Origin of the sequence: Xanthomonas sp. WHRI 8932A, from assembly GCF_035012785.1 — a bacterium.
Classification (GTDB): Bacteria; Pseudomonadota; Gammaproteobacteria; order Xanthomonadales; family Xanthomonadaceae; genus Xanthomonas.
Genome location: NZ_JAYGQQ010000004.1, coordinates 197,029 through 223,085 on the forward strand (window position 1 = coordinate 197,029; position 26,057 = coordinate 223,085).

Annotated in this window: 23 protein-coding genes and 4 tRNA genes; all 27 read right to left on the reverse strand. The window is 61.3% G+C overall.

The genetic code is table 11. From position 1 onward, the window contains the following. Positions 1 to 6: 6 nt before the first annotated feature. Entirely contained in the window at positions 7 to 276 is a 270-nt protein-coding gene (gene rpsS, locus VC212_RS08040; RefSeq protein ID WP_005993369.1) for a 30S ribosomal protein S19, read from the reverse strand. A 6-nt stretch (positions 277 to 282) separates the two neighbouring features. Continuing rightward, positions 283 to 1,110, reverse strand: coding sequence for a 50S ribosomal protein L2 (gene rplB / locus VC212_RS08045; protein WP_003486715.1), 828 nt, complete (start codon positions 1,108 to 1,110; stop codon positions 283 to 285). A gap of 10 nt (positions 1,111 to 1,120) precedes the next feature. Beyond that, positions 1,121 to 1,420, reverse strand: a complete 300-nt coding sequence (gene rplW / locus VC212_RS08050) for a 50S ribosomal protein L23 (protein WP_002811694.1) — start codon at positions 1,418 to 1,420, stop codon at positions 1,121 to 1,123. After that, positions 1,417 to 2,022 carry a 50S ribosomal protein L4 gene (gene rplD, locus VC212_RS08055; RefSeq protein WP_055846344.1) on the reverse strand — a complete coding sequence of 202 codons (606 nt, stop codon included), beginning with the start codon at positions 2,020 to 2,022 and terminating at the stop codon, positions 1,417 to 1,419. The genes rplW and rplD overlap by 4 nt, the downstream gene beginning before the upstream one ends. 12 nt (positions 2,023 to 2,034) lie before the next feature. After that, positions 2,035 to 2,685: a 50S ribosomal protein L3 gene (gene rplC / locus VC212_RS08060; RefSeq protein ID WP_055846123.1), complete on the reverse strand. Its 651-nt coding sequence runs from the start codon at positions 2,683 to 2,685 to the stop codon at positions 2,035 to 2,037. Positions 2,686 to 2,696: 11 nt separating this feature from the next. Next, on the reverse strand, positions 2,697 to 3,008 hold the full coding sequence (gene rpsJ / locus VC212_RS08065) for a 30S ribosomal protein S10 (protein WP_003486723.1): 312 nt from the start codon (positions 3,006 to 3,008) through the stop codon (positions 2,697 to 2,699). A 461-nt stretch (positions 3,009 to 3,469) separates the two neighbouring features. Continuing rightward, positions 3,470 to 4,660: an elongation factor Tu gene (gene tuf, locus VC212_RS08070; RefSeq protein WP_115527199.1), complete on the reverse strand. Its 1,191-nt coding sequence runs from the start codon at positions 4,658 to 4,660 to the stop codon at positions 3,470 to 3,472. A gap of 46 nt (positions 4,661 to 4,706) precedes the next feature. Next, entirely contained in the window at positions 4,707 to 6,824 is a 2,118-nt protein-coding gene (gene fusA, locus VC212_RS08075; protein ID WP_055846638.1) for an elongation factor G, read from the reverse strand. Positions 6,825 to 6,961: 137 nt separating this feature from the next. Then, the gene (gene rpsG / locus VC212_RS08080; RefSeq protein WP_006450629.1) at positions 6,962 to 7,429 is read right to left on the reverse strand and encodes a 30S ribosomal protein S7; all 468 of its coding nucleotides are present in this window, start codon (positions 7,427 to 7,429) and stop codon (positions 6,962 to 6,964) included. Between the two features lie 12 nt (positions 7,430 to 7,441). Continuing rightward, entirely contained in the window at positions 7,442 to 7,816 is a 375-nt protein-coding gene (gene rpsL / locus VC212_RS08085) for a 30S ribosomal protein S12 (protein ID WP_002811712.1), read from the reverse strand. Between the two features lie 223 nt (positions 7,817 to 8,039). Beyond that, a complete protein-coding gene (gene rpoC, locus VC212_RS08090; RefSeq protein ID WP_055846634.1) occupies positions 8,040 to 12,257 on the reverse strand; it encodes a DNA-directed RNA polymerase subunit beta' in 4,218 nt (1,405 codons plus the stop codon). Between the two features lie 100 nt (positions 12,258 to 12,357). Beyond that, positions 12,358 to 16,509, reverse strand: coding sequence for a DNA-directed RNA polymerase subunit beta (gene rpoB, locus VC212_RS08095; RefSeq protein WP_115512412.1), 4,152 nt, complete (start codon positions 16,507 to 16,509; stop codon positions 12,358 to 12,360). A 298-nt stretch (positions 16,510 to 16,807) separates the two neighbouring features. Further along, positions 16,808 to 17,173, reverse strand: coding sequence for a 50S ribosomal protein L7/L12 (gene rplL / locus VC212_RS08100; protein ID WP_323515135.1), 366 nt, complete (start codon positions 17,171 to 17,173; stop codon positions 16,808 to 16,810). A gap of 55 nt (positions 17,174 to 17,228) precedes the next feature. Continuing rightward, a complete protein-coding gene (gene rplJ / locus VC212_RS08105) occupies positions 17,229 to 17,762 on the reverse strand; it encodes a 50S ribosomal protein L10 (RefSeq protein WP_323515137.1) in 534 nt (177 codons plus the stop codon). 545 nt (positions 17,763 to 18,307) lie between these two features. After that, a complete protein-coding gene (gene rplA, locus VC212_RS08110) occupies positions 18,308 to 19,006 on the reverse strand; it encodes a 50S ribosomal protein L1 (protein ID WP_323515138.1) in 699 nt (232 codons plus the stop codon). 3 nt (positions 19,007 to 19,009) lie between these two features. Then, entirely contained in the window at positions 19,010 to 19,438 is a 429-nt protein-coding gene (gene rplK, locus VC212_RS08115; protein WP_055846621.1) for a 50S ribosomal protein L11, read from the reverse strand. Positions 19,439 to 19,635: 197 nt separating this feature from the next. Continuing rightward, complete coding sequence (gene nusG / locus VC212_RS08120) at positions 19,636 to 20,193, reverse strand: transcription termination/antitermination protein NusG (RefSeq protein ID WP_005993332.1); 558 nt, start codon at positions 20,191 to 20,193, stop codon at positions 19,636 to 19,638. Positions 20,194 to 20,206: 13 nt separating this feature from the next. Continuing rightward, positions 20,207 to 20,617: a preprotein translocase subunit SecE gene (gene secE / locus VC212_RS08125; protein WP_055846620.1), complete on the reverse strand. Its 411-nt coding sequence runs from the start codon at positions 20,615 to 20,617 to the stop codon at positions 20,207 to 20,209. Positions 20,618 to 20,666: 49 nt separating this feature from the next. Next, positions 20,667 to 20,742 (reverse strand) — tRNA-Trp (locus VC212_RS08130). Between the two features lie 108 nt (positions 20,743 to 20,850). Then, the gene (gene tuf / locus VC212_RS08135) at positions 20,851 to 22,041 is read right to left on the reverse strand and encodes an elongation factor Tu (protein ID WP_115527199.1); all 1,191 of its coding nucleotides are present in this window, start codon (positions 22,039 to 22,041) and stop codon (positions 20,851 to 20,853) included. Between the two features lie 46 nt (positions 22,042 to 22,087). After that, a tRNA-Thr gene (locus tag VC212_RS08140) sits at positions 22,088 to 22,163 on the reverse strand. Between the two features lie 33 nt (positions 22,164 to 22,196). Next, positions 22,197 to 22,270, reverse strand: a tRNA-Gly gene (locus tag VC212_RS08145). A 29-nt stretch (positions 22,271 to 22,299) separates the two neighbouring features. Then, positions 22,300 to 22,385: transfer RNA gene (locus VC212_RS08150), tRNA-Tyr, on the reverse strand. 153 nt (positions 22,386 to 22,538) lie between these two features. After that, positions 22,539 to 23,630, reverse strand: coding sequence for a redox-regulated ATPase YchF (ychF, locus tag VC212_RS08155; RefSeq protein WP_115512416.1), 1,092 nt, complete (start codon positions 23,628 to 23,630; stop codon positions 22,539 to 22,541). Positions 23,631 to 23,701: 71 nt separating this feature from the next. Then, entirely contained in the window at positions 23,702 to 24,286 is a 585-nt protein-coding gene (gene pth, locus VC212_RS08160; protein ID WP_115527197.1) for an aminoacyl-tRNA hydrolase, read from the reverse strand. A gap of 50 nt (positions 24,287 to 24,336) precedes the next feature. Next, entirely contained in the window at positions 24,337 to 24,972 is a 636-nt protein-coding gene (locus VC212_RS08165) for a 50S ribosomal protein L25/general stress protein Ctc (protein ID WP_023902813.1), read from the reverse strand. A gap of 108 nt (positions 24,973 to 25,080) precedes the next feature. Next, complete coding sequence (locus VC212_RS08170; protein ID WP_055851346.1) at positions 25,081 to 26,040, reverse strand: ribose-phosphate diphosphokinase; 960 nt, start codon at positions 26,038 to 26,040, stop codon at positions 25,081 to 25,083. Positions 26,041 to 26,057 lie beyond the last annotated feature (17 nt).

The window sequence follows — 26,057 nt, forward strand, 5'->3', positions numbered from 1 at the left end:
CTCTCCTTACCTGCTCGACTTCTTGTCGCCACCGTGACCCTTGAAGGTCCGGGTGACGGCAAATTCGCCGAGCTTGTGGCCGACCATATTCTCGTTGACGAGCACCGGAATGTGGTTCTTGCCGTTATGCACGGCGATGGTGATGCCTACCATTTCCGGCAGGATCATCGAACGGCGCGACCAGGTCTTGATCGGCTTCTTGCTACCCGCAGCGGACTCCACCTTCTTTGCAAGGTGGTGATCGACGAACGGGCCCTTCTTAAGTGAACGTGCCATGGTCGATTAGCCCCTACGATCGCGGACGATGAATTGCTGGGTGCGCTTGTTCTTGCGCGTCTTGTAACCCTTGGTCGGAACACCCCACGGGGTGACCGGATGCGGATTACCCTGACCAGCCTTCGCTTCACCACCACCGTGCGGGTGATCGACCGGGTTCATGGCCGCACCGCGAACGGTCGGGCGAACACCGCGCCAACGCTTGGCGCCGGCCTTGCCCAACTTCTCGAGGTTGTGCTCGTCGTTGCCGACTTCACCGATGGTGGCACGGCATTCGACAGGCACCTTGCGCATTTCGCCCGAGCGCAGACGCAGCGTGGCATAGATGCCTTCGCGAGCGACCAGCTGGACGGCTGCACCGGCAGCACGTGCGATCTGAGCGCCCTTACCCGGCTTCAGCTCGATACCGTGCACCGTCGTACCGACCGGGATGTTACGCAGCGGCAGCGTGTTACCGGTCTTGATCGGTGCATTGGCACCGGCAATAACCTGGTCGCCAGCCTTCAGGCCCTTGGGGGCGATGATGTAGCGACGCTCGCCGTCGACGTAGCACAGCAGGGCGATATGAGCGGTACGGTTCGGATCGTATTCGATCCGCTCCACACGCGCCGGAATACCTTCCTTGTTGCGCTTGAAGTCGATGATGCGGTAGTGCTGCTTGTGGCCACCACCGACGTGACGCACGGTGATGCGGCCATGGTGGTTACGACCACCGGACTTGCTCTGCGAATCGAGCAGCGCCGCGTGCGGTGCGCCCTTGTGCAGATCGGGAGTAACCACGCGCACGGCGGAACGACGGCCGGGAGAGGTGGGTTTGAACTTCATCAATGGCATGGGATGGACCTCAGGCCTTGGCCGTTACGTCGATGGACTGACCATCAACCAGGCGGACGTACGCCTTGCGCCAATTGCCACGGCTGCCAGCACGGTTACGGAAGGACTTGCTCTTGCCCTTGACGTTGACCACGTTGACTGCCTTGACCTTGACGTCGAACAGCTGCTCAACCGCGGCCTTTACATCGGCCTTGGTGGCTTCGTTCGAAACTTCGAAGACATACTGGTTGGAGATTTCCTGCAGGCGCGCGGTCTTTTCAGAGACTCGCGGAGCACGCAGCACGCTGAAGATTTTTTCGTTGCTGCTCATGCCAGCCACTCCTCGATCTTCTTGACCGCATCGGCGGTGATCACGACCGTATCGGCCCCAACCAAAGCGACCGGATCCAGACCCTGCACATCACGCACCTGCACATACGGCAGATTGCGAGCGGACAGATACAGGTGCTCGGAAGCTTCTTCGGTGACGATCAGCGGGCGCTTGCCCACATCCAGTCCCTTCAACTTCTCGATCAGACCCTGGGTCTTGGTGGTTTCGACGTCGAACGCATCGACGATCATCAGGCGACCCTGGCGATTAAGCTCAGAGAAGATCGCGCAGATGGCCGCACGGTACATCTTGCGGTTGACTTTCTGCTCGAAGCTGCGCGGCTTGGCCGCGAAGGTCACGCCGCCGCCGACGAAGATCGGAGCCGTCAACGCGCCATGACGCGCACCACCGCCCTTCTGCTTCTTCGACTTCTTGGTCGTGCCCGCAACTTCCGAACGCGTCTTCTGTGCCTTGGTACCAGCGCGACCGGCGTTGCGATAAGCGACGACGACCTGGTGAACCAGATCTTCGCTGAATTCGCGACCGAACACGGCATCGGAGACCGAGACCTTGTTATTGCTACCCGTGATAACGAGTTCCATCGTCATCTCTCCTTATGCCTTGCTCGCCGGACGGACGATCACATCGCCACCAGCTGCGCCAGGCACGGCGCCGCGGATAGCAATCAGACCACGCTCGACGTCGACCTTGACCACTTCCAGGTTCAGCGTGCTTTGCTGCACGGCGCCCATGTGGCCCGACATCTTCTTACCCGGGAAAACGCGACCCGGGGTCTGGCGCTGACCCAACGAACCCGGCGCGCGATGCGACAGCGAGTTACCGTGAGTTGCATCGCCCATACGGAAGTTGTAGCGCTTGATGGTGCCCTGGAAACCCTTACCCTTGGTGACGCCCTGGACGTCGACCTTTTGGCCGACCTCGAAGATGTCCGCCTTGATTTCGCCGCCGACGGCGAAATCGCCGAGCTGCGCATCTTCAACGCGGAATTCCCACAAGCCGCGACCCGCTTCGACCTTCGCCTTGGCGAAGTGACCGGAGGCCGGCTTGTTGACCAGTGCGGCGCGACGCGCGCCAACGGTAATCTGCACTGCGCTGTAGCCGTCGGTTTCAACGGTCTTGATCTGCGCGATGCGGTTCGGAGTTGCTTCGATCAGCGTAACCGGCACGGAGCGGCCATCTTCAGTGAAGACGCGGCTCATGCCAGCCTTGCGGCCTACGAAGCCCAACGAATATTTCTTCGTCATGGTCGTAGTCCTCAGGTCAACTTGATCTGTACGTCGACGCCAGCCGCGAGTTCGAGCTTCATCAGCGCGTCCACGGTCTTGTCGTTCGGGTCGACGATATCGAGCACACGCTTGTGCGTGCGGGTTTCGTATTGGTCACGCGCATCCTTGTCGGCATGCGGGGATACGAGGATGGTGTAACGTTCGATCTTGGTCGGCAACGGGATCGGGCCACGCACTTGCGCGCCGGTCCGCTTAGCCGTTTCGACGATCTCGCTGGCCGAACGGTCGATCAAACGATGATCGAACGCCTTCAACCGAATCCGGATCTTTTGTTCCGACATGACGGAAGCTTCCTTCGTTAAAAGAGCGACGGGCAAGGCCTCTGGGATACCTGCCCCGGTATTCCTGCATTGGTGAAATCGCCAGACATCCTGCCGACGAGGGCTTTCCTCCGCCCAAAAACTGAGGCAGCCCGGTAAACCGGCCTGCCCAGACGGAAAAGTATAATGCGCAGCTAGAGCACGGTCAACAACCACTGAGTTGTTGAGTGCTCCATGCAACGCGACCTTCCCGGTCTGGCGAACACGAGCGGCTTCCTGCCGTTCTTTTCGCTGTGAACTCAGCGCCCTACCCAGGGACACCGAGCCGCGCATTATAGCGAGCGATGTTTAGCTGCGCAAGCGTCCATTCAATTAATCCTACTTCTCGCCCGCCTGACCTACCTGCGGCCAAAAAAAGGGCCGGCTTGCGCCGACCCTTTTGATTGCGTCGGCGACCAGAGTCGCCGAACTGCAGGCATTACTTACTTGACGATCTTGGCAACCACGCCGGCGCCGACGGTCCGGCCGCCTTCGCGAATTGCGAAGCGCAGACCTTCATCCATCGCGACCGGGTTGATCAGCGTCACGACCATCTTCACGTTGTCGCCCGGCATCACCATTTCCACGCCTTCCGGCAGCTGGCAGGCGCCAGTGATGTCGGTGGTACGGAAGTAGAACTGCGGACGGTAGCCCTTGAAGAACGGGGTATGACGACCACCCTCATCCTTGGACAGCACGTAAACTTCGGCTTCAAACTCGGTATGCGGCTTGATCGAACCCGGCTTGCACAGCACCTGGCCGCGCTCGACGTCGTCACGCTTGGTGCCGCGCAGCAGCAGACCGGCGTTGTCGCCTGCCTGACCCTGATCCAGCAGCTTGCGGAACATTTCCACGCCGGTGACGGTGGTCTTCTGCGTATCGCGGATACCGACGATTTCAATTTCGTCGCCAACCTTGATGATGCCGCGCTCGATACGACCGGTCACCACGGTGCCGCGGCCGGAGATCGAGAACACGTCTTCGACCGGCATCAGGAACGGACGGTCCACGTCGCGGGTCGGATCCGGAATGAAGCTGTCCAGTGCATCGACCAGCTTCAGGATCGCCGGCACGCCGATTTCGCTCTGATCACCGTCCAGCGCAAGACGCGCCGAACCATGAATGATCGGGGTGTCGTCGCCCGGGAAATCGTACTTGCTCAGCAGCTCACGCACTTCCATTTCGACCAGCTCGAGCAGCTCGGCGTCGTCGACCATGTCAGCCTTGTTCAGGAACACCACGATGTGCGGCACGCCAACCTGACGCGACAGCAGGATGTGCTCACGGGTCTGCGGCATCGGGCCGTCAGCGGCCGAACACACCAGAATCGCGCCATCCATCTGCGCAGCACCGGTGATCATGTTCTTGACGTAGTCGGCGTGGCCGGGGCAGTCAACGTGTGCGTAGTGACGGTTCGGGGATTCGTATTCGACGTGCGCGGTCGAGATCGTGATACCACGCGCCTTCTCTTCCGGCGCTGCGTCGATCGCGTCGTACGCCTTGAACTCACCACCGAAACGCTCAGCACCGATCTTGGTCAGCGCAGCGGTCAACGTGGTCTTGCCATGGTCAACGTGACCAATGGTGCCGACATTGACGTGCAGCTTGTTGCGCTCGAATTTAGCTTTTGCCATGACTTGCTACCTCTAATTAGAAAATTTTTGAAGCGGCTGAGCGAACTCAGCCCTTCTTGGTGACGGCGTCGGCGATGTTGGTCGGCGCCTCTTCGTAATGGTCGAATTCCATCGAGAACGTTGCACGCCCCTGGCTCATCGAGCGCAGCGAGGTCGCGTAACCGAACATCTCACCCAGCGGAATCATCGCATTGATGATCTTGCCCGACGGGCTGTCGTCCTGACCCTGCAACACGCCGCGACGGCGGCTCACGTCGCCCATCACGTCGCCCAGGTAATCCTCCGGGCTGACGATCTCGACCTTCATGATCGGCTCGAGCAATACCGGGCTAGCTTTCGCAAAGCCCTGCTTGAACGCCATCGACGCGGCCAGCTTGAACGCCATTTCCGAGGAGTCGACATCATGGTACGAGCCGAACACCAGCTTGACCTTGACACCCACCACCGGGAAGCCAGCGATCGGACCACTAGTGATCGTTTCGCGCAGGCCCTTCTCGACCGAGGGGATGAATTCCTTCGGAATGATGCCGCCGGTGATGTCGTTGATGAAGAGGAAATCGTCCTTGACGCTATCGTTCTTACGATCTTCTTCGGTCATCGGCGACAGCTCGATCACGACGTGACCGTACTGACCCTTACCACCGGACTGCTTGGCGTGCTTGTAGTCGGACTTGACGTCGGTCTTGCGGATCGTTTCGCGATACGCAACCTGCGGCTTGCCAACGTTGGCCTCGACATTGAACTCGCGACGCATGCGGTCGACGATGATGTCCAGGTGCAACTCGCCCATGCCGGAGATGATGGTCTGGCCGGATTCTTCGTCGGTCTTGACGCGGAACGAGGGATCTTCCTGCGCCAGGCGACCCAGCGCCGTACCCATCTTTTCCTGGTCCGACTTGGTCTTGGGCTCCACCGCCATCGAGATCACCGGCTCCGGGAAAATCATGCGCTCCAGGGTGATGATCTTGTCCTGCGCACACAGCGTGTCGCCGGTGGTGACGTCCTTCAGACCCACGGCCGCGGCGATGTCACCAGCGCGCACTTCCTTGATCTCTTCGCGATTGTTGGAATGCATCTGCAGGATGCGGCCCACGCGCTCTTTCTTCGACTTGACCGGGTTATAGACCTGGTCGCCGGAGTTCAGCGTGCCTGAGTAGACACGGAAGAACGTCAGCGAGCCCACGAACGGATCGGTCATGATCTTGAACGCCAACGCCGAGAACGGCGCGGTGTCGGTCGCAGGACGGCTGTCTTCCTTCTCGTCTTCGTCGATGCCGGCAACCGGCGGACGGTCGGCCGGCGACGGCAGCAGATGCACGACGCCGTCGAGCATGGCCTGCACGCCCTTGTTCTTGAACGCCGAGCCGCAGAACACCGGCACGATCTCGACCTTCAGGGTGCGCTCGCGCAGACCCACCAGGATCTCCTCTTCGCTCAGGTCGCCTTCGTTGAGGTACTTATCCATAAGTTCTTCGCTGGCTTCTGCAGCCGCTTCGACCATGAACGAACGCGCCTCGGTCGCAATCTCGACCAGGTCAGCCGGGATGTCGCCGTATTCGAAGGTGGTGCCCTGCGACGCGATATCCCAATGAATCGCCTTCATCTTCAACAGGTCGACCACGCCCTCGAAACCGTCTTCGGCGCCGATCGGCACCTGCATCGGCACGGCGTAGGCACCCAGACGGGCTCTCAACTGCTCGACGACCTTGTCGAAGTTGGCACCAGTACGGTCCATCTTGTTGACGAAGGCCATGCGAGGCACGGAATACTTGTTGGCCTGGCGCCACACAGTCTCGGACTGCGGCTGCACGCCACCCACGGCGCACAGCACGAACACCGCACCGTCGAGCACGCGCAAGGAGCGCTCCACTTCGATGGTGAAGTCGACGTGCCCGGGGGTGTCGATGATGTTCAGGCGATGCTGCGGCATGGACTTGTCCATACCCGACCAGAACGCGGTGGTCGCAGCGGAGGTGATGGTGATACCACGCTCCTGCTCCTGCTCCATCCAGTCCATCACTGCAGCGCCGTCATGGACTTCGCCGATCTTGTGACTGACACCGGTGTAGAACAGGATGCGCTCGGAGGTGGTGGTCTTGCCGGCATCGATGTGGGCCATGATGCCGAAGTTGCGGTAACGCTCGATAGGGGTGGTGCGGGCCACGGGGAGCCTCTCAATTTCTTGGATTTCGGATGGCCGAACGCCGCCTTTCGGCGGCCTTCGGATTGAATGCGACGCGAGACGCGTCGCAAACAGCACTCATATGGTGCTGAAGGGCCCCGTTACCAAGGCCCCCGAGGTCACCAGCGGTAGTGTGCGAACGCCTTGTTCGCTTCCGCCATACGGTGAGTCTCTTCGCGCTTCTTGATCGCGCCGCCACGGCTTTCCGAGGCGTCCAACAGTTCTGCAGCCAGCTTGCGCGGCATGGTGTTCTCGCCACGCTTGCGCGCGGAATCGATCAACCAGCGCATTGCCAGCGCCGTGCGACGGGAGGAGCGCACTTCGACGGGCACCTGATAGGTAGCACCACCAACGCGACGCGATTTAACTTCGACAGCCGGGGCCACGTTGTCCAGTGCTTTCTGCACTAGCTCGACGGCATTCGGATTCTTTTCGCCAATGACGTCCATCGCGCCATAGACAATTTTCTCAGCAACCGACTTCTTGCCACTTTGCATCACCATATTGATGAAGCGGGCAATGGTTTCGCTGCCATGCTTTGGATCAGGCAGGACGGTGCGCTGCGGAGTAGAACCTTTACGGGACATTAGAGTATTTCCTTAGCTCTTCGGGCGCTTGGCGCCGTACTTGGAACGACCTTGACGGCGCTTTGCGACGCCGGCGGCGTCCAGCGAACCACGGACGGTGTGATAACGCACACCGGGAAGATCCTTGACGCGGCCACCACGAATCAGGACCACGGAGTGCTCCTGCAGGTTGTGACCTTCACCACCGATGTAGCTGATGACCTCTTCCTGATTGGTCAGGCGCACTTTGGCAACCTTACGCAGGGCCGAGTTCGGCTTCTTCGGGGTAGTGGTATAGACGCGTGTGCAGACGCCGCGGCGCTGCGGACACTTGTCCAGTGCCGGGGAGGCACTCTTGTAGGTGGTCGCTTGCCGAGGCTTGCGGACCAGCTGATTGATCGTCGTCATCAGTTGATTCTTCTGATTAGAGAGGCCGAGACGGCCTTGCACGAAAACGAAGGCAGGCCGAAAAACGGCCCGCCGAGACAGGGAAGTATAGCTGGCAGGACGAAACTCCGTCAACTTCACGGAAACCCAACCCTGCTGGCCCGTCCAAAGGCCGGAAAACGGAGGGCCTCCTGCCCTCCTCTCGCTTGGCTGACGGCGCTCTTGCGAGCGCCGTCGCAAGCGCTTACTCCTCGTCCGCGCCGGCGTCCGCCACAGCGACGACCGGCTCGGCAACCGTCGGCTTGCCCGACAACGTTTCCATTTCCGAGTCGGTCAGACCGGACGATTTACGACGCCCGGCGTGGTAGGCAAGACCGGTACCGGCCGGGATCAGGCGACCCACGATCACGTTTTCCTTCAGGCCGCGCAGGTTGTCGCGGGTACCGCGCACGGCAGCCTCGGTCAACACACGCGTGGTCTCCTGGAACGAAGCCGCCGAGATGAACGACTCGGTGGCCAGCGAGGCCTTGGTGATACCCAGGAGGACCGGATCGTACTTGGCCGGCAGTTCGTTGCGCTTGACCAGGCGGACATTTTCCTCGATGACGCGCTGGCGCTCGACCTGCTCGCCATTGAGGAACTTGCTGGTGCCCTGGTCGGTGATCTCGACCTTGCGCAGCATCTGGCGAGTGATCACCTCGATGTGCTTGTCGTTGATCTTCACGCCCTGCAGGCGATAGACGTCCTGGATTTCCTTGACCAGATAAGCGGCCAGCGGCTCGACACCCAGCAGACGCAGGATGTCCTGCGGGCTCGGCTCGCCGTCCACCACGGTCTCGCCCTTGGTCACATGCTCGCCTTCGAACACGATGATCTGGCGGTACTTCGGGATCAGCTCTTCGTGTTCGCTGCCATCGGTGTCCTTGATGATCAGACGCTGCTTGCCCTTGGTGTCCTTACCGAAGCTGATGATGCCCGAGCGCTCGGCCAGGATCGCCGGATCCTTCGGCTTGCGTGCTTCGAACAAGTCGGCAACGCGCGGCAGACCACCGGTGATGTCGCGAGTCTTGGACGCTTCCTGCGGGATCTTGGCGACCACGTCGCCCACGCCGACAGCGGCGCCGTCCTGCAGGTTGACGATGGAGCGCGGCGGCAACAGGTACTGCGCCGGCAGATCCGTATTCGGGATCGTCAGGTCGTTGCCCTTACCATCGACGATGCGCACGATCGGGCGCAGTTCCTTGGCATGCGCACCGCGACGCTTCGGGTCAGTGATTTCGCGCGAGGCCAGGCCAGTCAGTTCGTCGGTCTTCTCGATGACGGTGACGCCGTCGACGAAGTCGATGAAGCGAATGAAACCGGCCACTTCCGACACGATCGGGTGGTTATGCGGATCCCAGTTGGCAACGCCCTGCCCGGCCTTGACCGCATCGCCGTCTTTGGCGGTGATGGTGGCGCCGTACGGCAGCTTGTAACGCTCGCGCTCGCGGCCATGGCCATCGAGCACGGACAGTTCGCCAGAACGCGAGACCGCAACCAGTGCGCCGCTGGCATGCGCCACCGACTTGAGGTTGTTGAACTTCACCGAACCGGTGGTCTTGACGGTGATGTTGTCCACCGCAGCCGCACGCGATGCCGCACCACCGATGTGGAACGTACGCATGGTCAGCTGGGTACCCGGCTCACCGATGGACTGGGCGGCGATGACGCCGACCGCTTCACCGATGTTGACCTGGTGACCACGTGCAAGATCGCGACCGTAGCAACGTGCGCACACGCCGAACGACGATTCGCAGCTGATGGTCGAACGCACCTTCACCGACTGCACGCTGGCGTCTTCCAGCTTGGCAACCCAGGCTTCGTCGAGCAGCGTATTGCGGGTGACGATCGGCTCTTCGTCGTTGCCCGGCAGGTACACGTCCTCGGCCACGACACGGCCCAGCACGCGCTCCTTCAACGGCTCCACCACGTCGCCGCCTTCCACGATCGGGGTCATGATCAACCCTTCGGTGGTGCCGCAATCGACTTCGGTGATCACCACGTCCTGCGCGACGTCGACCAGACGACGGGTCAGGTAACCCGAGTTCGCGGTCTTCAACGCGGTATCGGCCAGACCCTTACGCGCACCGTGGGTGGAGTTGAAGTACTCCTGCACGTTCAAGCCTTCGCGGAAGTTCGCCTTGATGGGCGTCTCGATGATCGAGCCGTCCGGACGCGCCATCAGGCCGCGCATACCGGCCAGCTGACGGATCTGCGCCTGGCTACCACGCGCACCGGAGTCGGCCATGATGTAGAGCGAGTTCATCGACTTCTGGTCGATGGTTTCGCCCTTGGCATTTTCGACCTTCTCGGTACCGATGGTGTCCATCATCGCCTTGGCGATGCGCTCGCTGGTACGCGACCAGATGTCCACGACCTTGTTGTAACGCTCGCCGGCGGTGACCAGGCCCGACTGATACTGCTCCTGGATTTCCAGCACTTCGGCTTCTGCCTCGGTGAGGATGCCCTTCTTCTCGTCCGGGATCAGCATGTCGTCGATGCCGATCGACACGCCTGCGCGGGTGGCGTAGGCATAGCCGGTGTACATCAGCTTGTCGGCGAACACGACGGTGTCCTTCAAGCCCAGCAAACGGTAGCTGGAGTTGATCAGACGCGAGATGTTCTTCTTGGTCATCTCGGTGTTGGCCAGCTGGAACGGCAGACCTTCCGGCAGGATTTCGCTCAGCAACGCACGGCCGACCGTGGTGTCCACGATCGAGGTGCCGCTGGTGCGCTTGCCGTCGACGGCGTCGACGTCCACCTGGGTGATGCGAACCTTGACCTTGGCGTGCAGTTCCACCACGCGATTGTCGTAGGCGCGCTTCACTTCGCTGGTGTTCGCAAACACCATGCCCTCGCCCTTCTTGTTCTCCAGGGCGCGGCTCATGTAGTACAGGCCCAACACCACGTCCTGCGACGGCACGATGATCGGCTCGCCGTTGGCCGGCGACAGGATGTTGTTGGTGGACATCATCAGCGCACGCGCTTCCAGCTGGGCTTCCAGCGAGAGCGGCACGTGGACAGCCATCTGGTCACCGTCGAAGTCGGCGTTGAAGGCGGTACATACCAGCGGATGCAGCTGGATGGCCTTGCCTTCGATCAACACCGGCTCGAACGCCTGGATGCCCAGACGGTGCAGGGTCGGCGCACGATTCAACAGCACCGGATGCTCGCGAATGACTTCTTCGAGGATGTCCCACACCTCGGCCTCTTCGCGCTCGACGAGCTTCTTGGCGGCCTTGATGGTGGTGGCCAGGCCACGACGCTGCAGCTTGGCGAACACGAACGGCTTGAACAGCTCGAGCGCCATCTTCTTCGGCAGGCCGCACTGGTGCAGCTTGAGGTACGGACCGACGGTGATGACCGAACGACCGGAGTAGTCCACGCGCTTGCCGAGCAGGTTCTGACGGAACCGGCCCTGCTTGCCCTTGATCATGTCGGCCAGCGACTTCAGCGGACGCTTGTTGGTGCCGGTGATGGCACGGCCGCGACGGCCGTTGTCCAACAGCGCATCGACCGATTCCTGCAGCATGCGCTTTTCATTGCGCACGATGATGTCCGGAGCGTTGAGCTCCAACAGGCGACGCAGACGGTTGTTGCGGTTGATCACGCGGCGGTACAGATCGTTCAGATCCGAGGTCGCGAAGCGGCCGCCATCCAGCGGCACCAGCGGACGCAGGTCCGGCGGCAGCACGGGAAGCACGGTCATGACCATCCACTCCGGACGGTTGCCCGATTCCAGGAAGGCTTCGATCAGCTTGATGCGCTTGGTCAGACGCTTGAGCTTGGTTTCCGAACCGGTGCTGGCGATTTCTTCGCGCAGGCGGGTCATTTCCGACTGCAGGTCGATCGTGCGCAGCAGCTCGTACACGGCCTCGGCGCCCATGGCGGCGTCGAAGTCGTCGTTGTACTCCTGGCGTGCGGTCAGGTACTGCTCTTCGGTCAGCAGCTGGCGGCGCTCGAGCGGGGTGAGGCCCGGCTCGGTGACCACGTAGGCTTCGAAGTACAGCACGCGCTCGATGTCACGCAGGGTCATGTCCAGCATCAAACCGATACGCGAGGGCAGCGACTTGAGGAACCAGATGTGCGCGACCGGCGAGGCCAGGTCGATGTGACCCATGCGCTCGCGACGCACCTTGGCCAGGGTGACTTCGGTGCCGCACTTTTCGCAGACCACACCGCGGTGCTTCATGCGCTTGTACTTGCCGCACAGGCACTCGTAATCCTTGATCGGGCCAAAGATCGCGGCGCAGAACAGGCCGTCACGCTCCGGCTTGAAGGTGCGGTAATTGATGGTTTCGGGCTTCTTCACTTCGCCGTAGGACCACGAACGGATCAGGTCAGGCGATGCGAGCGCGATCTTGATCGCGTCGAAATCCAGCGTCTGGCGCTGTTGATTGAAGAGGTTGAGCAGGTCTTTCATTGGATATCTCCGGGTCGGAGGAATTTCGTATCTGAGATGAAACCGAGGGCATTACGTTCCGGATCCAGGCACCGCATTACGGCGCCTGGATCCAGCTCGATCACTCTTCCAGTTCCATGTTGATCGCCAGCGAGCGGATTTCCTTCACCAACACGTTGAAGGACTCCGGCATGCCCGCGACCATCTCGTGCTCACCATCGACGATGTTCTTGTACATCTGGTTGCGGCCCTGCACGTCGTCGGACTTCACCGTCAGCATTTCCTGCAGGGTGTAGGCCGCGCCGTAGGCTTCCAGCGCCCAGACTTCCATTTCGCCGAAGCGCTGACCACCGAACTGCGCCTTGCCGCCCAGCGGCTGCTGGGTCACGAGCGAGTAGGGGCCGGTCGAACGGGCATGCATCTTGTCGTCGACCAAGTGGTTCAACTTCAGGTAATGCATGTAGCCGACCGTGGTCTTGCGATCGAACGCTTCGCCAGTGCGACCGTCGTACAGCTGGGTCTGACCGCTCTGCGGCAGTTCGGCCAGTTCCAGCATGCGCTTGATTTCCGCTTCGCTGGCGCCGTCGAACACCGGGGTGGCCATCGGCACGCCGTCGATCAGGTTCTTGCCCAGGTTGAGCAGTTCCTCATCGCTGAACTGCGACAGATCCACACGCTGCGCATTGATCGCGCTGTCGTGGTTGTAGATGTCGTCCAGGAACTTGCGCAGCTCGCTGACCGCGGTCTGCGCTTCCAGCATGCGCTGGATCTTGCGACCCAGGCCCTTGGCGGCCCAGCCCAGATGCACTTCCAGAATCTGGCCGATGTTCATACGCGACGGCACGCCGAGCGGGTTCAGCACGATGTCCACCGGCTCGCCGGTCGCCATGTACGGCATGTCTTCGACCGGCACGACGTTGGAGACCACACCCTTGTTGCCGTGGCGGCCTGCCATCTTGTCGCCCGGCTGGATGCGACGCTTCACCGCCAGGAACACCTTGACCATCTTCAGCACGCCCGGTGCGAGGTCGTCGCCCTGGGTGATCTTGCCGCGCTTGTCGGCAAAGCGTGCTTCGAATTCCTTCTCGTGCGCCTGGATCTGCTTCTGCGCGCGTTCGATGGCGTCAGCAGCGTCTTCGTCCTTCATGCGCAGCTGGAACCAATCGGACTTCTTCAGCCCGTCCAGATACGCGTCGGTGACGTTGTCGCCCTTCTTCAGGTTCGGACCGCCATTGGCGACCTTGCCCACAATCTGCGAGCGCAGACGTGCGTAGATGGCCGCTTCCAGAATGCGGAACTGGTCGTCGAAGTCCTTCTTGACGCGCTTGATCTCGGATTCTTCGATCTGGCGCGCACGCTTGTCCTTCTCGATGCCGTCGCGGGTGAAGACCTGCACGTCGATGACGGTGCCGTCCATGCCCGGGGGCACGCGCAGCGAGCTGTCCTTCACGTCGGACGCCTTCTCACCGAAGATCGCACGCAGCAGCTTTTCTTCCGGGGTCAGCTGGCTTTCGCCCTTCGGTGTGACCTTGCCGACCATGATGTCGCCAGCGCGCACTTCCGCACCGATGTACACCACACCGCTTTCGTCCAGACGGTTCAAAGCCTGCTCGGACACGTTCGGGATGTCGGCGGAAATTTCCTCCGGCCCCAGCTTGGTGTCGCGTGCAACGCAGGTCAGCTCTTCGATGTGGATCGTGGTGTAACGATCCTCTTCCACCACGCGCTCGGAGAGCAGGATGGAGTCTTCGAAGTTGTAGCCGTTCCACGGCATGAAGGCGATCAGCATGTTCTGACCCAGCGCCAGCTCACCGATGTCGGTGGACGGGCCGTCGGCCAGCACGTCGCCGCGCGCGATCACGTCGCCCACATTCACCAGCGGACGCTGGTTGATGCAGGTGTTCTGGTTGGAGCGGGTGTACTTGATCAGGTTGTAGATATCCACGCCGGCATCGGTGCCGCCGCCAATTTCTGCCTCGTTGACCTTGACCACGATGCGGGCCGCATCGATCTGCTCGATCACGCCACCACGCAGCGCGTTGACGGTCACGCCCGAGTCGCGCGCAACCGCACGCTCGATGCCGGTACCGACCAGCGGCTTCTGCGAACGCAACGTCGGCACGGCCTGGCGCTGCATGTTGGCGCCCATCAGTGCGCGGTTCGCGTCATCGTGTTCCAGGAACGGCACCAGCGCCGCTGCGACCGACACGGTCTGCATCGGCGAGACGTCCATGAAGTGGACTTCTGCCGGCGGCTTGAGCAGCGACTCACCCTGGAACCGGCACGGCACGAACTGCTCGGTGAGCATGTTCTTGACGTCGGTCAGCGCGTTCGCCTGGGCGATCACGTACTCGTTTTCTTCGATCGCCGACAGGTATTCGACGTCGTCGGACACCTTGCCGTCCAGCACCTTCCGGTACGGCGTTTCGAGGAAGCCGTACTGGTTGGTGCGGGCGAACACGGCCAGCGAGTTGATCAGGCCGATGTTCGGGCCTTCCGGCGTTTCGATGGTGCAGACGCGGCCGTAATGGGTCGGATGCACGTCGCGCACTTCGAAGCCTGCACGCTCGCGGGTCAGACCGCCCGGGCCCAGTGCGGACACGCGACGCTTGTGCGTCACTTCCGACAGCGGGTTGTTCTGGTCCATAAACTGCGACAGCTGCGAGGAACCGAAGAATTCCTTGATCGCGGCGGCCACCGGCTTGGCGTTGATCAATTCCTGCGGGGTCAGACCTTCCGACTCCGCCATCGACAGACGCTCCTTGACCGCGCGCTCGACGCGGACCAGGCCCACGCGGAACACGTTCTCAGCCATTTCGCCGACCGAACGCACGCGACGGTTGCCCAGGTGATCGATGTCATCGACCACGCCGCGACCGTTACGGATTTCGGTGAGCACCTTGATCACTTCCAGGATGTCGGAGGTGTCGGTGTGCTCGGCGACCAGACGCTTGGATTCTTCGTCGTTACGCTCGGCAAAATACTTCTTGTCGTACAGCACCGACTCGCCCAGCACTTCCTTGCGGCCGACGCGACGGTTGAACTTCATGCGGCCGACCGTGGACAGGTCGTAGCGCTCGAAGGTGAAGAACAGGTTGTGGAACAGGTTCTGCGCGGCTTCCTTGGTCGGCGGCTCGCCCGGACGCATCATGCGGTAGATTTCGACCAGCGCTTCGAGCTGCGTCTTGGTCGGATCGATGCGCAAGGTGTTGGACAGGTACGGACCGCGATCCAGATCGTTCACCCACAGGGTGCCGACCGCATCGACGCCGGCCTTACGGAAGGCAGCCAACTGGTCTTCGCTGATTTCGTCGTTGGCATTGGCCAGCAGTTCGCCGGTTGAACCATCGACCACGTCGTGCGACAGGATGCGGCCGACCAAATAGTCGTCCGGCACGGCCAGCGCGGCAACGCCGGCGGCTTCCAGCTGCTTGACGTGACGGGCGGTGATGCGCTTGCCCGCTTCCACGATGACCTTGTCGCCATCGGCCAGGTCGAAGTTCAGCGTTTCACCACGCAGACGCTCCGGCACCAGCTCCAGCTGCACGCCTTCGTCCGGATTGATATGGAACGTGTTGATCTCGAAGAACTCGGCCAACATCTCTTCGTTGTTGTAGCCAAGCGCGCGCAACAGGATCGACACCGGCAGCTTGCGGCGACGGTCGATACGGGTGAACAGCGCGTCCTTCGGGTCGAACTCGAAGTCCAACCAGGAACCGCGGTACGGAATGATGCGGGCGCTGTACAGCAGCTTGCCCGAGCTGTGGGTCTTGCCACGGTCGTGGTCGAAGAACACGCCCGGCGAGCGGTGCAGCTGCGACACGATCACACGCTCGGTGCCGTTGACGATGAAGGTACCGTTGCCGGTCATCAGCGGGATTTCGCCGAGATAGACCTCCTGCTCCTTCACGTACTTGATGGCCTTGGTCGACGATTCGCGGTCGTAGATCACCAGACGCACGGTCACGCGCAGCGGCGCGCCATAGCTCATGCCGCGCTGACGGCATTCGCGCTCGTCAAACACCGGCTGACCCAGCTTGTAGCCCACGTACTCGAGCGCAGCGTTGCCGCTGTAGCTGGAGATCGGGAACACCGACTTCAGAGCAGCATGCAGACCGAGGTCCTTGCGCTTGGTCGGCTCCACATCTTCCTGCAGGAATTCGCGATAGGAATCCACCTGGATGGCAAGCAAAAACGGCACTTCGAGAATCGAGCGCTGCTTACCGAAATCCTTGCGGATACGCTTTTTTTCGGTGAACGAATAAGACGTCATGAGGTCTTCACCCTAGGCTGCGGGGGCCGCGTCGCGGCGGCCCTGAAATAACAAAATTGTCAGTTGGAAGTCGCTGGTATTGCCGGCACCAGCACGCCTTCTCTTGCTACTTCCAACTACCAACTCGGTGAGGCCGCGAATCGGGAGTGGAGATGTGGGATTCGGAAAAGCGCAACCTCGCAGTTGCAGATCTCCAACTCCCATTCCCGACTCACGTCCGAAACGGCCAAAGGCCGGGGGCTTTGGGCCCCCAGCCTTCAGTGCATCACCGTAAAACGCTGGCGATGCAAGATGCTGCTTACTTGACTTCGACGGTCGCGCCGGCTTCGGTCAATTCCTTCTTGATCTTCTCGGCTTCGTCCTTGGACGCGCCTTCCTTCAGGATGCCACCGGCTTCGGTCAGATCCTTGGCTTCCTTCAGACCCAGGCCGGTCACGGCACGGACGGCCTTAATGACGCCGACCTTATTGGTGCCGCAGTTGACCAGCACCACGTTGAACTCGGTCTGCTCTTCGACCACAGCAGCCGGACCAGCTGCAGCGGCAGCGACCGGAGCGGCGGCGGAGACGCCGAACTTGTCTTCGATGGCCTTGACCAGCTCCATCACTTCCATCAGGGACTTCTCGGCGATGGCGTCGACGATCTGTTCGTTGGTAAGGGACATTGTGATTACCTTTTAGAAATTAATTCTGGAATGGTTTCTAGCAGACGCTAGGACATCAAGCTTCGGCAGTCTCGGCGACCGGCTCGGCGGCTTCGTCGCCACCGCCCTGCTTGTCGCCAACGGCCTTGACGGCACGGGCGAACATGGCAGCCGGTTCGGACAGCACGCGGGCCAGCATGGCCAGAGCCTGGTCACGGGTCGGCAGCGAAGCCAACACGTCGACGTGGCTCGCCGGGAACAGTTCCCCGCCGATTGCCACAACCTTGGCCTGCAGCTTGTCGTTGCTCTTGGCAAATTCCTTGATCAGGCGACCGGCAGCGCCGGGCTCCTCCATCGAAAACGCATACACCAAAGGACCGACCAGCTTGTCAGACGCGACAGCAAATTCGGTACCTTCGACGGCACGCACAGCCAGGGTGTTCTTGACAACTTTCAAGAACACACCGGTTTCGCGGGCCTGCTTGCGCATCGCGGTCATCTGGGAGACCGTGGTGCCAGCGTATTCGGCGGCGATCAGGGAGTGGGCCTTGGCGGCGATTTCTGCCAGCTCGGCGACTACTTCTTGCTTCTGGGACAGATTGAGAGCCATTGCACTCCTCCGTTAAAGCTGGGACGCGAGATTTGCGATTCGGGATTCGCCCAAGGCCATGCAGCAGCCTGAAAATCCCAAATACCAACCCTTTCATCCCCGCTTCAAACTACTCCGCTCGCGGCTCCTGCCGGTTGCGGTCCAGGGCAGCTTCCATCCTGGAAGCCGGGAACATCGACCGATGTTCCTTTGGTGGCCGTTCTAGACCTGGAGTGGACTCGATCCGGGATGTCCCAGACGCGCGTAAACCAGAAAACTCCAGAAGGGCGACACCATCTACGCCGGCCAGTTCGAAACGAACCAATTAAGCGATCCCGCTGCATCGACGGCGACTCCATGCCAGTGCGAGCATCCCTGCCCGTCGTCGATCTGCGCTGACCGCGCCTGCGGTCTTTGACGGCTACCGCCGGACATGCCGGCGATCGCCTTCAAAATGTCCGTTACCCCAAAGGAGGGAACGGACTCCCAGCACACGGTTACCCGGGCCGGAAAAACAATGCAGTACTGCACAAACACGTCAGGCGCATGACGCCCGACGGATTCGATTACTTCAGCGACAGGCTCGACTGATCAACCGTCACGCCCGGACCCATGGTCGAGCTGACCGATACCTTCTGCAGGTAGGTCCCCTTCGAGGTGGCCGGCTTGGCCTTGATCAGGTCCAGCAGCAGCGCCTGCAGGTTCGACTTCAGCGCTTCGTCGTCGAAGCTGGCCTTGCCGATGGTGCAGTGAATGATGCCGGCCTTATCGGTGCGGTAACGCACCTGGCCCGACTTGGCGTTCTTGACCGCTTCGCCCGGGTTCGCCGACACGGTGCCGACCTTCGGATTCGGCATCAGACCGCGCGGACCCAGCAGGGTGCCGAGCTTACCGACAACGCGCATGGCATCCGGGGTCGCGATGACCACGTCGTAGTTCAGATCGCCGGCCTGCATCTTCTCGGCCAGGTCGTCCATGCCCACTGCCTCGGCGCCTGCAGCCAGGGCTTCGTCAGCCTTGCCGCCCGCCGGTGCGAACACCGCAACGCGCACGCTCTTGCCGGTACCGGCCGGCAGCACGGTCGAACCGCGCACCTGCTGGTCGGACTTCTTGGCGTCCACGCCCAGGCGCACAGCAACGTCGATGGATTCGACGAACTTGGCCTTGGTGGCGGTCTTCAGGATCTTGATTGCGTCTTCGAAGGCATAGTTCTTGCCCGGGACGACAGCGGCCGCAATGGCCTTAACGCGCTTATTCTGTGTCATGTCTTAGCCCTCCACCGTCAAACCCATGCTGCGGGCAGTACCCGCAATCGTGCGAACTGCCGCTTCGAGCTCGGCTGCCGTCAGATCGGCTTCCTTGGTCTTGGCGATCTCTTCCAGCTGCTTGCGTGTCACCTTGCCGACCTTGTCGGTATTGGGACGCTTCGAACCGGAAGTAACACCTGCCACCTTCTTGAGCAACACGCTGGCAGGCGTGCTCTTGGTGACGAAGGTGAAGGTACGGTCGGAATACGCGGTGATGATCACTGGCGTCGGCAGACCCGGCTCCAGCTTGGAAGTCGCAGCGTTGAACGCTTTGCAGAATTCCATGATGTTCAAACCACGCTGACCCAGTGCAGGGCCGACCGGCGGTGCAGGATTGGCCTGGCCGGCCTTAACCTGCAACTTGATGTAGGAAGTAATCTTCTTAGCCATTTCGATGCTCTCCGGGTGCTAACGCCTGACAACAGGCTCCCCATCGGACCGGGAGAATCACGCGTCCCGGCGTCGCGCTGTGTACCACACGCAGATGGCTGCCATGCGGCAGCCATTATTTCCCGGCGGTCGCCAGGTCAGCGAGCCGCGCACTATAGCAGTATTTAGAGCAGGCGCCTAGCAGGCGCCCGCCCAGGTCAGCCCTTCTCGACCTGGCCGAACTCGAGCTCGACTGGCGTGGAGCGACCAAAGATGAGCACGGCGACACGCAACCGGCTCTTCTCGTAGTTGACTTCTTCGACAACGCCATTGAAGTCGTTGAACGGACCATCGGTGACGCGCACCATCTGACCCGGCTCGAACAGCACCTTCGGACGCGGCTTTTCGACGCCATCCTGCACACGCTGCAGGATCGCATCAGCCTCTTCATCGCGAATCGGCAATGGACGATCAGCCGTACCGCCGATGAAACCCATGACCTTGGAAGTTTCCTTCACCAAGTGCCAGCTTTCATTGTCGATGCGCGGAATACCGGCTTCTTCGTGGGTTTCGATCTGCACCAGCACGTAGCCGGGGAAGAACTTGCGCTCAGACCGACGCTTCTGGCCAGCGCGCATTTCAATCACTTCTTCGGTCGGCACCAGCACGTCACCAAAACGGTCTTCCATTTCGGTGCGAACGATGCGATCGCGCAATGCCTGCGCAACCGATTTTTCAAAGCCTGAATAGGCGTGAACGACATACCAACGCTTCACTGCTTGATTCTCCTTAACGAGCCAGGAACCACTGCGTGAGCTTCTGGATGACGAAGTCGAAGCCGCCCAACAGCAAACTCAGAATGATCACAACAACAATCACCACCCAGGTAGTGCGAATGGCTTCCTGACGCGTCGGCCAGACCACCTTGCGCAACTCAAACCTGGATTCGGACATGAATTCGCGGGTTTCCCGGCCTTTGCCAGTCCCCAAAAACACAAATGCACCCGCTGCCAGTCCAACAATGACAGCCAGCGCGCGCAACTGCGGCGTCCAGGCTCCCAACTGCGTGGCGCGCTCGGGCGCAGAAAACCAGAACCACACAAACAACCCCGCAACCACCAGGATCGCGGAGAGAACGTATTTCACAATATCAGCGCTGGCAGAAGACGCGCTTTTGGAAGGCTCGATTTTGCTATTCATCCGGCTCTAGTTACCGATCTGACCCGAATCGCTGGGCCGGAAAGAGGAGTGGCACGCCAGGAGGGACTCGAACCCCCAACCTGCGGTTTTGGAGACCGCTGCTCTGCCAATTGAGCTACTGGCGTATGTACTCGTTTACCGCAAACCCTAAGACAACGAAGGCGGACCGATGTTCAGCCGGCCCGCCATTCGCGCAGTGTCGGCGGCCAGAGCCGCCGAACTGCAGGCATTGCTTACTTGACGATCTTGGCAACCACGCCGGCGCCGACGGTCCGGCCGCCTTCGCGAATTGCGAAGCGCAGACCTTCATCCATCGCGACCGGGTTGATCAGCGTCACGACCATCTTCACGTTGTCGCCCGGCATCACCATCTCCACGCCTTCCGGCAGCTGGCACGCGCCAGTGATGTCGGTGGTACGGAAGTAGAACTGCGGACGGTAGCCCTTGAAGAACGGGGTATGACGACCACCCTCATCCTTGGACAGCACATAAACTTCGGCTTCAAACTCGGTATGCGGCTTGATCGAACCCGGCTTGCACAGCACCTGGCCACGCTCGACGTCGTCACGCTTGGTGCCGCGCAGCAGCAGACCGGCGTTGTCGCCTGCCTGACCCTGGTCCAGCAGCTTGCGGAACATTTCCACGCCGGTGACGGTGGTCTTCTGCGTATCGCGGATACCGACGATTTCGATTTCGTCGCCAACCTTGATGATGCCGCGCTCGATACGACCGGTCACCACGGTGCCGCGGCCGGAGATCGAGAACACGTCTTCGACCGGCATCAGGAACGGGCGGTCCACATCGCGGGTCGGATCCGGAATGAAGCTGTCCAGTGCATCGACCAGCTTCAGGATCGCCGGCACGCCGATTTCGCTCTGATCACCGTCCAGCGCCAGACGCGCCGAACCATGAATGATCGGGGTGTCGTCGCCCGGGAAGTCGTACTTGCTCAGCAGCTCGCGCACTTCCATTTCGACCAGCTCGAGCAGCTCGGCGTCGTCGACCATGTCAGCCTTGTTCAGGAACACCACGATGTGCGGCACGCCGACCTGACGCGACAGCAGGATGTGCTCACGGGTCTGCGGCATCGGGCCGTCAGCGGCCGAACACACCAGGATCGCGCCGTCCATCTGCGCAGCACCGGTGATCATGTTCTTGACGTAGTCGGCGTGGCCGGGGCAGTCAACGTGTGCGTAGTGACGGTTCGGGGATTCGTATTCGACGTGGGCGGTCGAGATCGTGATACCACGCGCCTTCTCTTCCGGCGCTGCGTCGATCGCGTCGTACGCCTTGAACTCACCACCGAAACGCTCAGCACCGATCTTGGTCAGCGCAGCGGTCAACGTGGTCTTGCCATGGTCAACGTGACCAATGGTGCCGACATTGACGTGCAGCTTGTTGCGCTCGAATTTAGCTTTTGCCATGGGTGCAGGTCTCGGTAATCGTTTGGAGTTTAAGACGATTGAGTAATGGTGCTCACGAAAGGAATCGAACCTTCGACCTCCTCCTTACCAAGGAGGTGCTCTACCGACTGAGCTACGTGAGCGAGTTTTGCATTATGCCATGCATTTGCGTTCAATGGAGCGGGAGACGGGAATCGAACCCGCACCATCAGCTTGGAAGGCTGAGGTTCTACCGTTGAACTACTCCCGCGCCGGGAACTGCATGCCACAACGTGAAACTGGTGGAGGGAGGTGGATTCGAACCACCGAAGGCGTAAGCCAGCAGATTTACAGTCTGCCCCCGTTGGCCGCTTGGGTATCCCTCCAGCTTTTACTACCGGACCGTTGCGCCGTGAGGCGAATCGGTTCGGGGTGAAGCAGCCCGTTATTTTGTTGTGGGACGCACCCGGTGTCAACAAAAATTTTGAACTCTTCGTCACTACTGAATACGCGCGACGCTCAGCGCCGCGCGCACCGGATCAGACGTTAAAACGGAAGTGCAGCACGTCGCCTTCCTGGACCCGGTATTCCTTGCCTTCCAGGCGCAGACGACCCGCGTCGCGCGCGCCAGCTTCGCCGCGATACTTGATGAAATCATCGAAGCCGATCGTCTCGGCGCGAATGAAGCCCTTCTCGAAATCGGTATGGATGACCGCCGCCGCCTGCGGTGCAGTGGAGCCGGCCCTGACCGTCCACGCGCGGACTTCCTTAACGCCCGCAGTGAAGTAGGTCTGCAGGCCGAGCAGCTTGTAGGCCGCGCGAATGACGCGATTCAGGCCGGGCTCGCTCAGGCCGAGATCGGCGAGGAAGGTGTCGCGGTCCTCGTCGTCGAGCTGGGACAGCTCTTCTTCGATGGCGGCCGAGACCGGCACCACTTCTGCACCTTCGGCGGCGGCATGCGCGCGCACTGCGTCCAGGTGCGGATTGTTATCGAAGCCGTCTTCGAGCACGTTGGCGATGTACAGCACCGGCTTGAGCGTCAGCAGAAACAGATCGCGCACCAGCGCCTTCTCTTCCTCGTCCAGACCCGCTGCACGGCCGGATTTACCCTCGGCCAGCGCGGCCTGCAACTTGGCCAGCACCGGCTTGCGTGCCGCTGCGTCCTTGTCGCCGCCCTTGGCACTGCGCTCGGCGCGATTGAGCGCTTTTTCCACGCTGTCCAGGTCGGCCAGCGCCAGCTCGGTATCGATGGTTTCGATATCGGCGATCGGGTCGACCTTGTTGTTGACGTGGATGACGTCGTCGTTCTCGAAGCAACGCACCACATGGGTGATCGCATCGACTTCGCGAATGTGCGCCAGGAACTTGTTACCCAGCCCTTCGCCGCTCGCCGCACCGGCAACCAGGCCGGCGATATCGACGAACTCGACCGCGGTGGGAATCAACTTTTGCGGCTTGACGATCTCGGCCAGCTGGTTGAGGCGCGGATCCGGCACCGGCACGATGCCGACGTTCGGCTCGATGGTGCAGAACGGAAAGTTGGCCGCAGCGATGCCCGCCTTGGTCAGCGCATTGAACAGGGTCGACTTGCCGACGTTAGGCAGGCCGACGATGCCGCATTTGATACCCATGGGTCACATCCGGGATTCGGGATTCGGGAGTGGAGATTCGTCGCCTACGGCTGCGAATCCCCACTCCCCAATCACGCGTCCCTGGCGGTATGCAGCCGCTTCATCGCTTCGTTGAAATTGCCGTCCATCGCCAGCGGCAGGACATCGATGGCCGCATCCACCGCACTACCGATCGCAGCATCGTCGTCGCGCCCTGCCCGCCCCAGCACCCACGGCACCACACGGTCCTTGTGACCAGGGTGACCGATGCCGACGCGCAAGCGGTGAAATTTGCCGTGCCCGAGCAGGCGGATCGTGTCACGCAGGCCGTTCTGACCACCGTGTCCGCCGTCGAACTTGAGCCGTGCCGTGCCCGGCGCCAGATCCAGTTCGTCGTGTGCGACGAGCATCTGCTCCGGTTCGATCTTCCAGAACCGCAGGGCGGCGGTGATCGATTTGCCACTGAGATTCATGAAAGTGGCCGGCTTGAGCAGCCAGACCGGCTGTCCTGCGATATCGACCTTGGCCGTTTCGCCGAACAACTTGCTGTCCAGACCCCAGCGGGCGCCACTGCGCTCGATGAGGGCATCGACGAAACGAAACCCGGCGTTATGCCGGGTTTGCGCGTGTTCCGGACCCGGATTCCCGAGTCCGACGATCAGCCGAAGTGCAGACATGCCAGTCACCGCAGCCGATTCCCCGCGCATGCGAGGAATCGGCCGACGGATTACTTGGTTTCTGCGCCTTCGCTGCCTTCTTCACCGGCAGCGTCTTCTTCTTCGATACGCACGTGCTTGGCAGCAACCACGGCGACATCGTGTTCCTTGCCCAGCTTCAGCTCGGGGATTTCCACACCAGCCGGCAGCTTGATTTCGGACAAGTGAATCACGTTGCCCACTTCCAGCGCACCGAGGTCGACTTCGATGAACTCCGGCAGATCCTTCGGCAGGCAGACCACCTGGACTTCGTTGAGCTCGTGGGTCACGACCACTTCGCTCGACTTACCAGCCGGCGAAGTTGCTTCGTTGACGAAGTGCAACGGCACCGCGGCGCTGAGCTTCTCGTTGGCGCTGACGCGCTGGAAGTCGATGTGGATGATCAACTGCTTGAACGGATGGCGCTGCATGTCACGCAGCAGCACCTGCTGCACGTCGCCATTGAGGTTCAGGTCCAGGATCGACGAGTAGAACCACTCGTTCTGCTGGGCGAGCCAGATCTGCTCGTGGTTGAGCTGGATGCTGACCGGCTCGAGTTCGCCACCGTAGACGATGGCCGGAATGACGCCAGCGTGACGTAGGCGGCGGCTCGCACCCTTCCCCTCGTTCGCGCGGCGCTCGACCTTGATTTCGTGAGTCTTTGCCATGTTGTTTCACTACCTAGATTGGAATACCGCCTCGCGGCGATGAAGCGTCTCACCCGCGACCAGGAGAGACGTAGTACGGCACCCGGAGATCCGGGCGCCGAATGGGTATCAGTCGACGTAGAGCGAGCTGACCGATTCGCCGAAGGCGATGCGGCGGATGGTCTCTGCCAGCAGTTCGGCCACGCTCAGCTGACGAATCTTCGGGCAGGTGCGCGCCGCTTCGTTCAACGGGATCGTGTCGGTGACCACCAGCTCGTCGAGCTGCGAATTATTGATGTTGTCCACCGCCGGGCCGGACAGCACCGGGTGGGTGATATAGGCCACCACCTTGAGCGCGCCGCGCTGCTTGAGCGCTGCGGCGGCTGCGCACAAGGTGCCGGCGGTATCGACCAGGTCGTCGACCAGCACGCAGGTCTTGCCCTGCACGTCGCCGATGATGTTCATCACGGTGGCGACATTGGCGCGCGGACGGCGCTTGTCGATGATGGCCAGATCGGCGTCGTCCAGACGCTTGGCGACGGCGCGCGCGCGCACCACACCACCCACGTCGGGCGAGACCACGATCAGGTTGTCGGTGCCGTAGGCGCGCCAGATGTCGGCCAGCAGCAGCGGCGAGGCGTAGACGTTGTCGACCGGGACATCGAAGAAGCCCTGGATCTGGTCGGCATGCAGGTCGACCGTCAACACGCGGTCGGCCTCCATCGCGCAGATCATCTTGGCGGCGACCTTGGCGGTGATCGGCACGCGCGAGGAGCGCATGCGACGGTCCTGACGCGAATAGCCGAAATACGGAATCACCGCAGTCACCGAGGCGGCGCTGGCGCGCTTGAGCGCGTCAATCAGCACCAGCAGCTCCATCAAGTTTTCCGCGCTCGGCGCGCAGGTCGGCTGGATGACGAACACTTCCTGCCGGCGCACGCTTTCTTCGATCTCGACCTGCACTTCGCCATCGGAAAAGCGCGTGACCAGCGCCTTGCCCATACGAACGCCCAGCTCCTTGCAGATGCTCTGGGCAAGCGGCTTGTTGGCATTGCCGGAGAACACCAGCAGATTACGTTGGTCTTGCATGGGATCTCTCAGGCGGC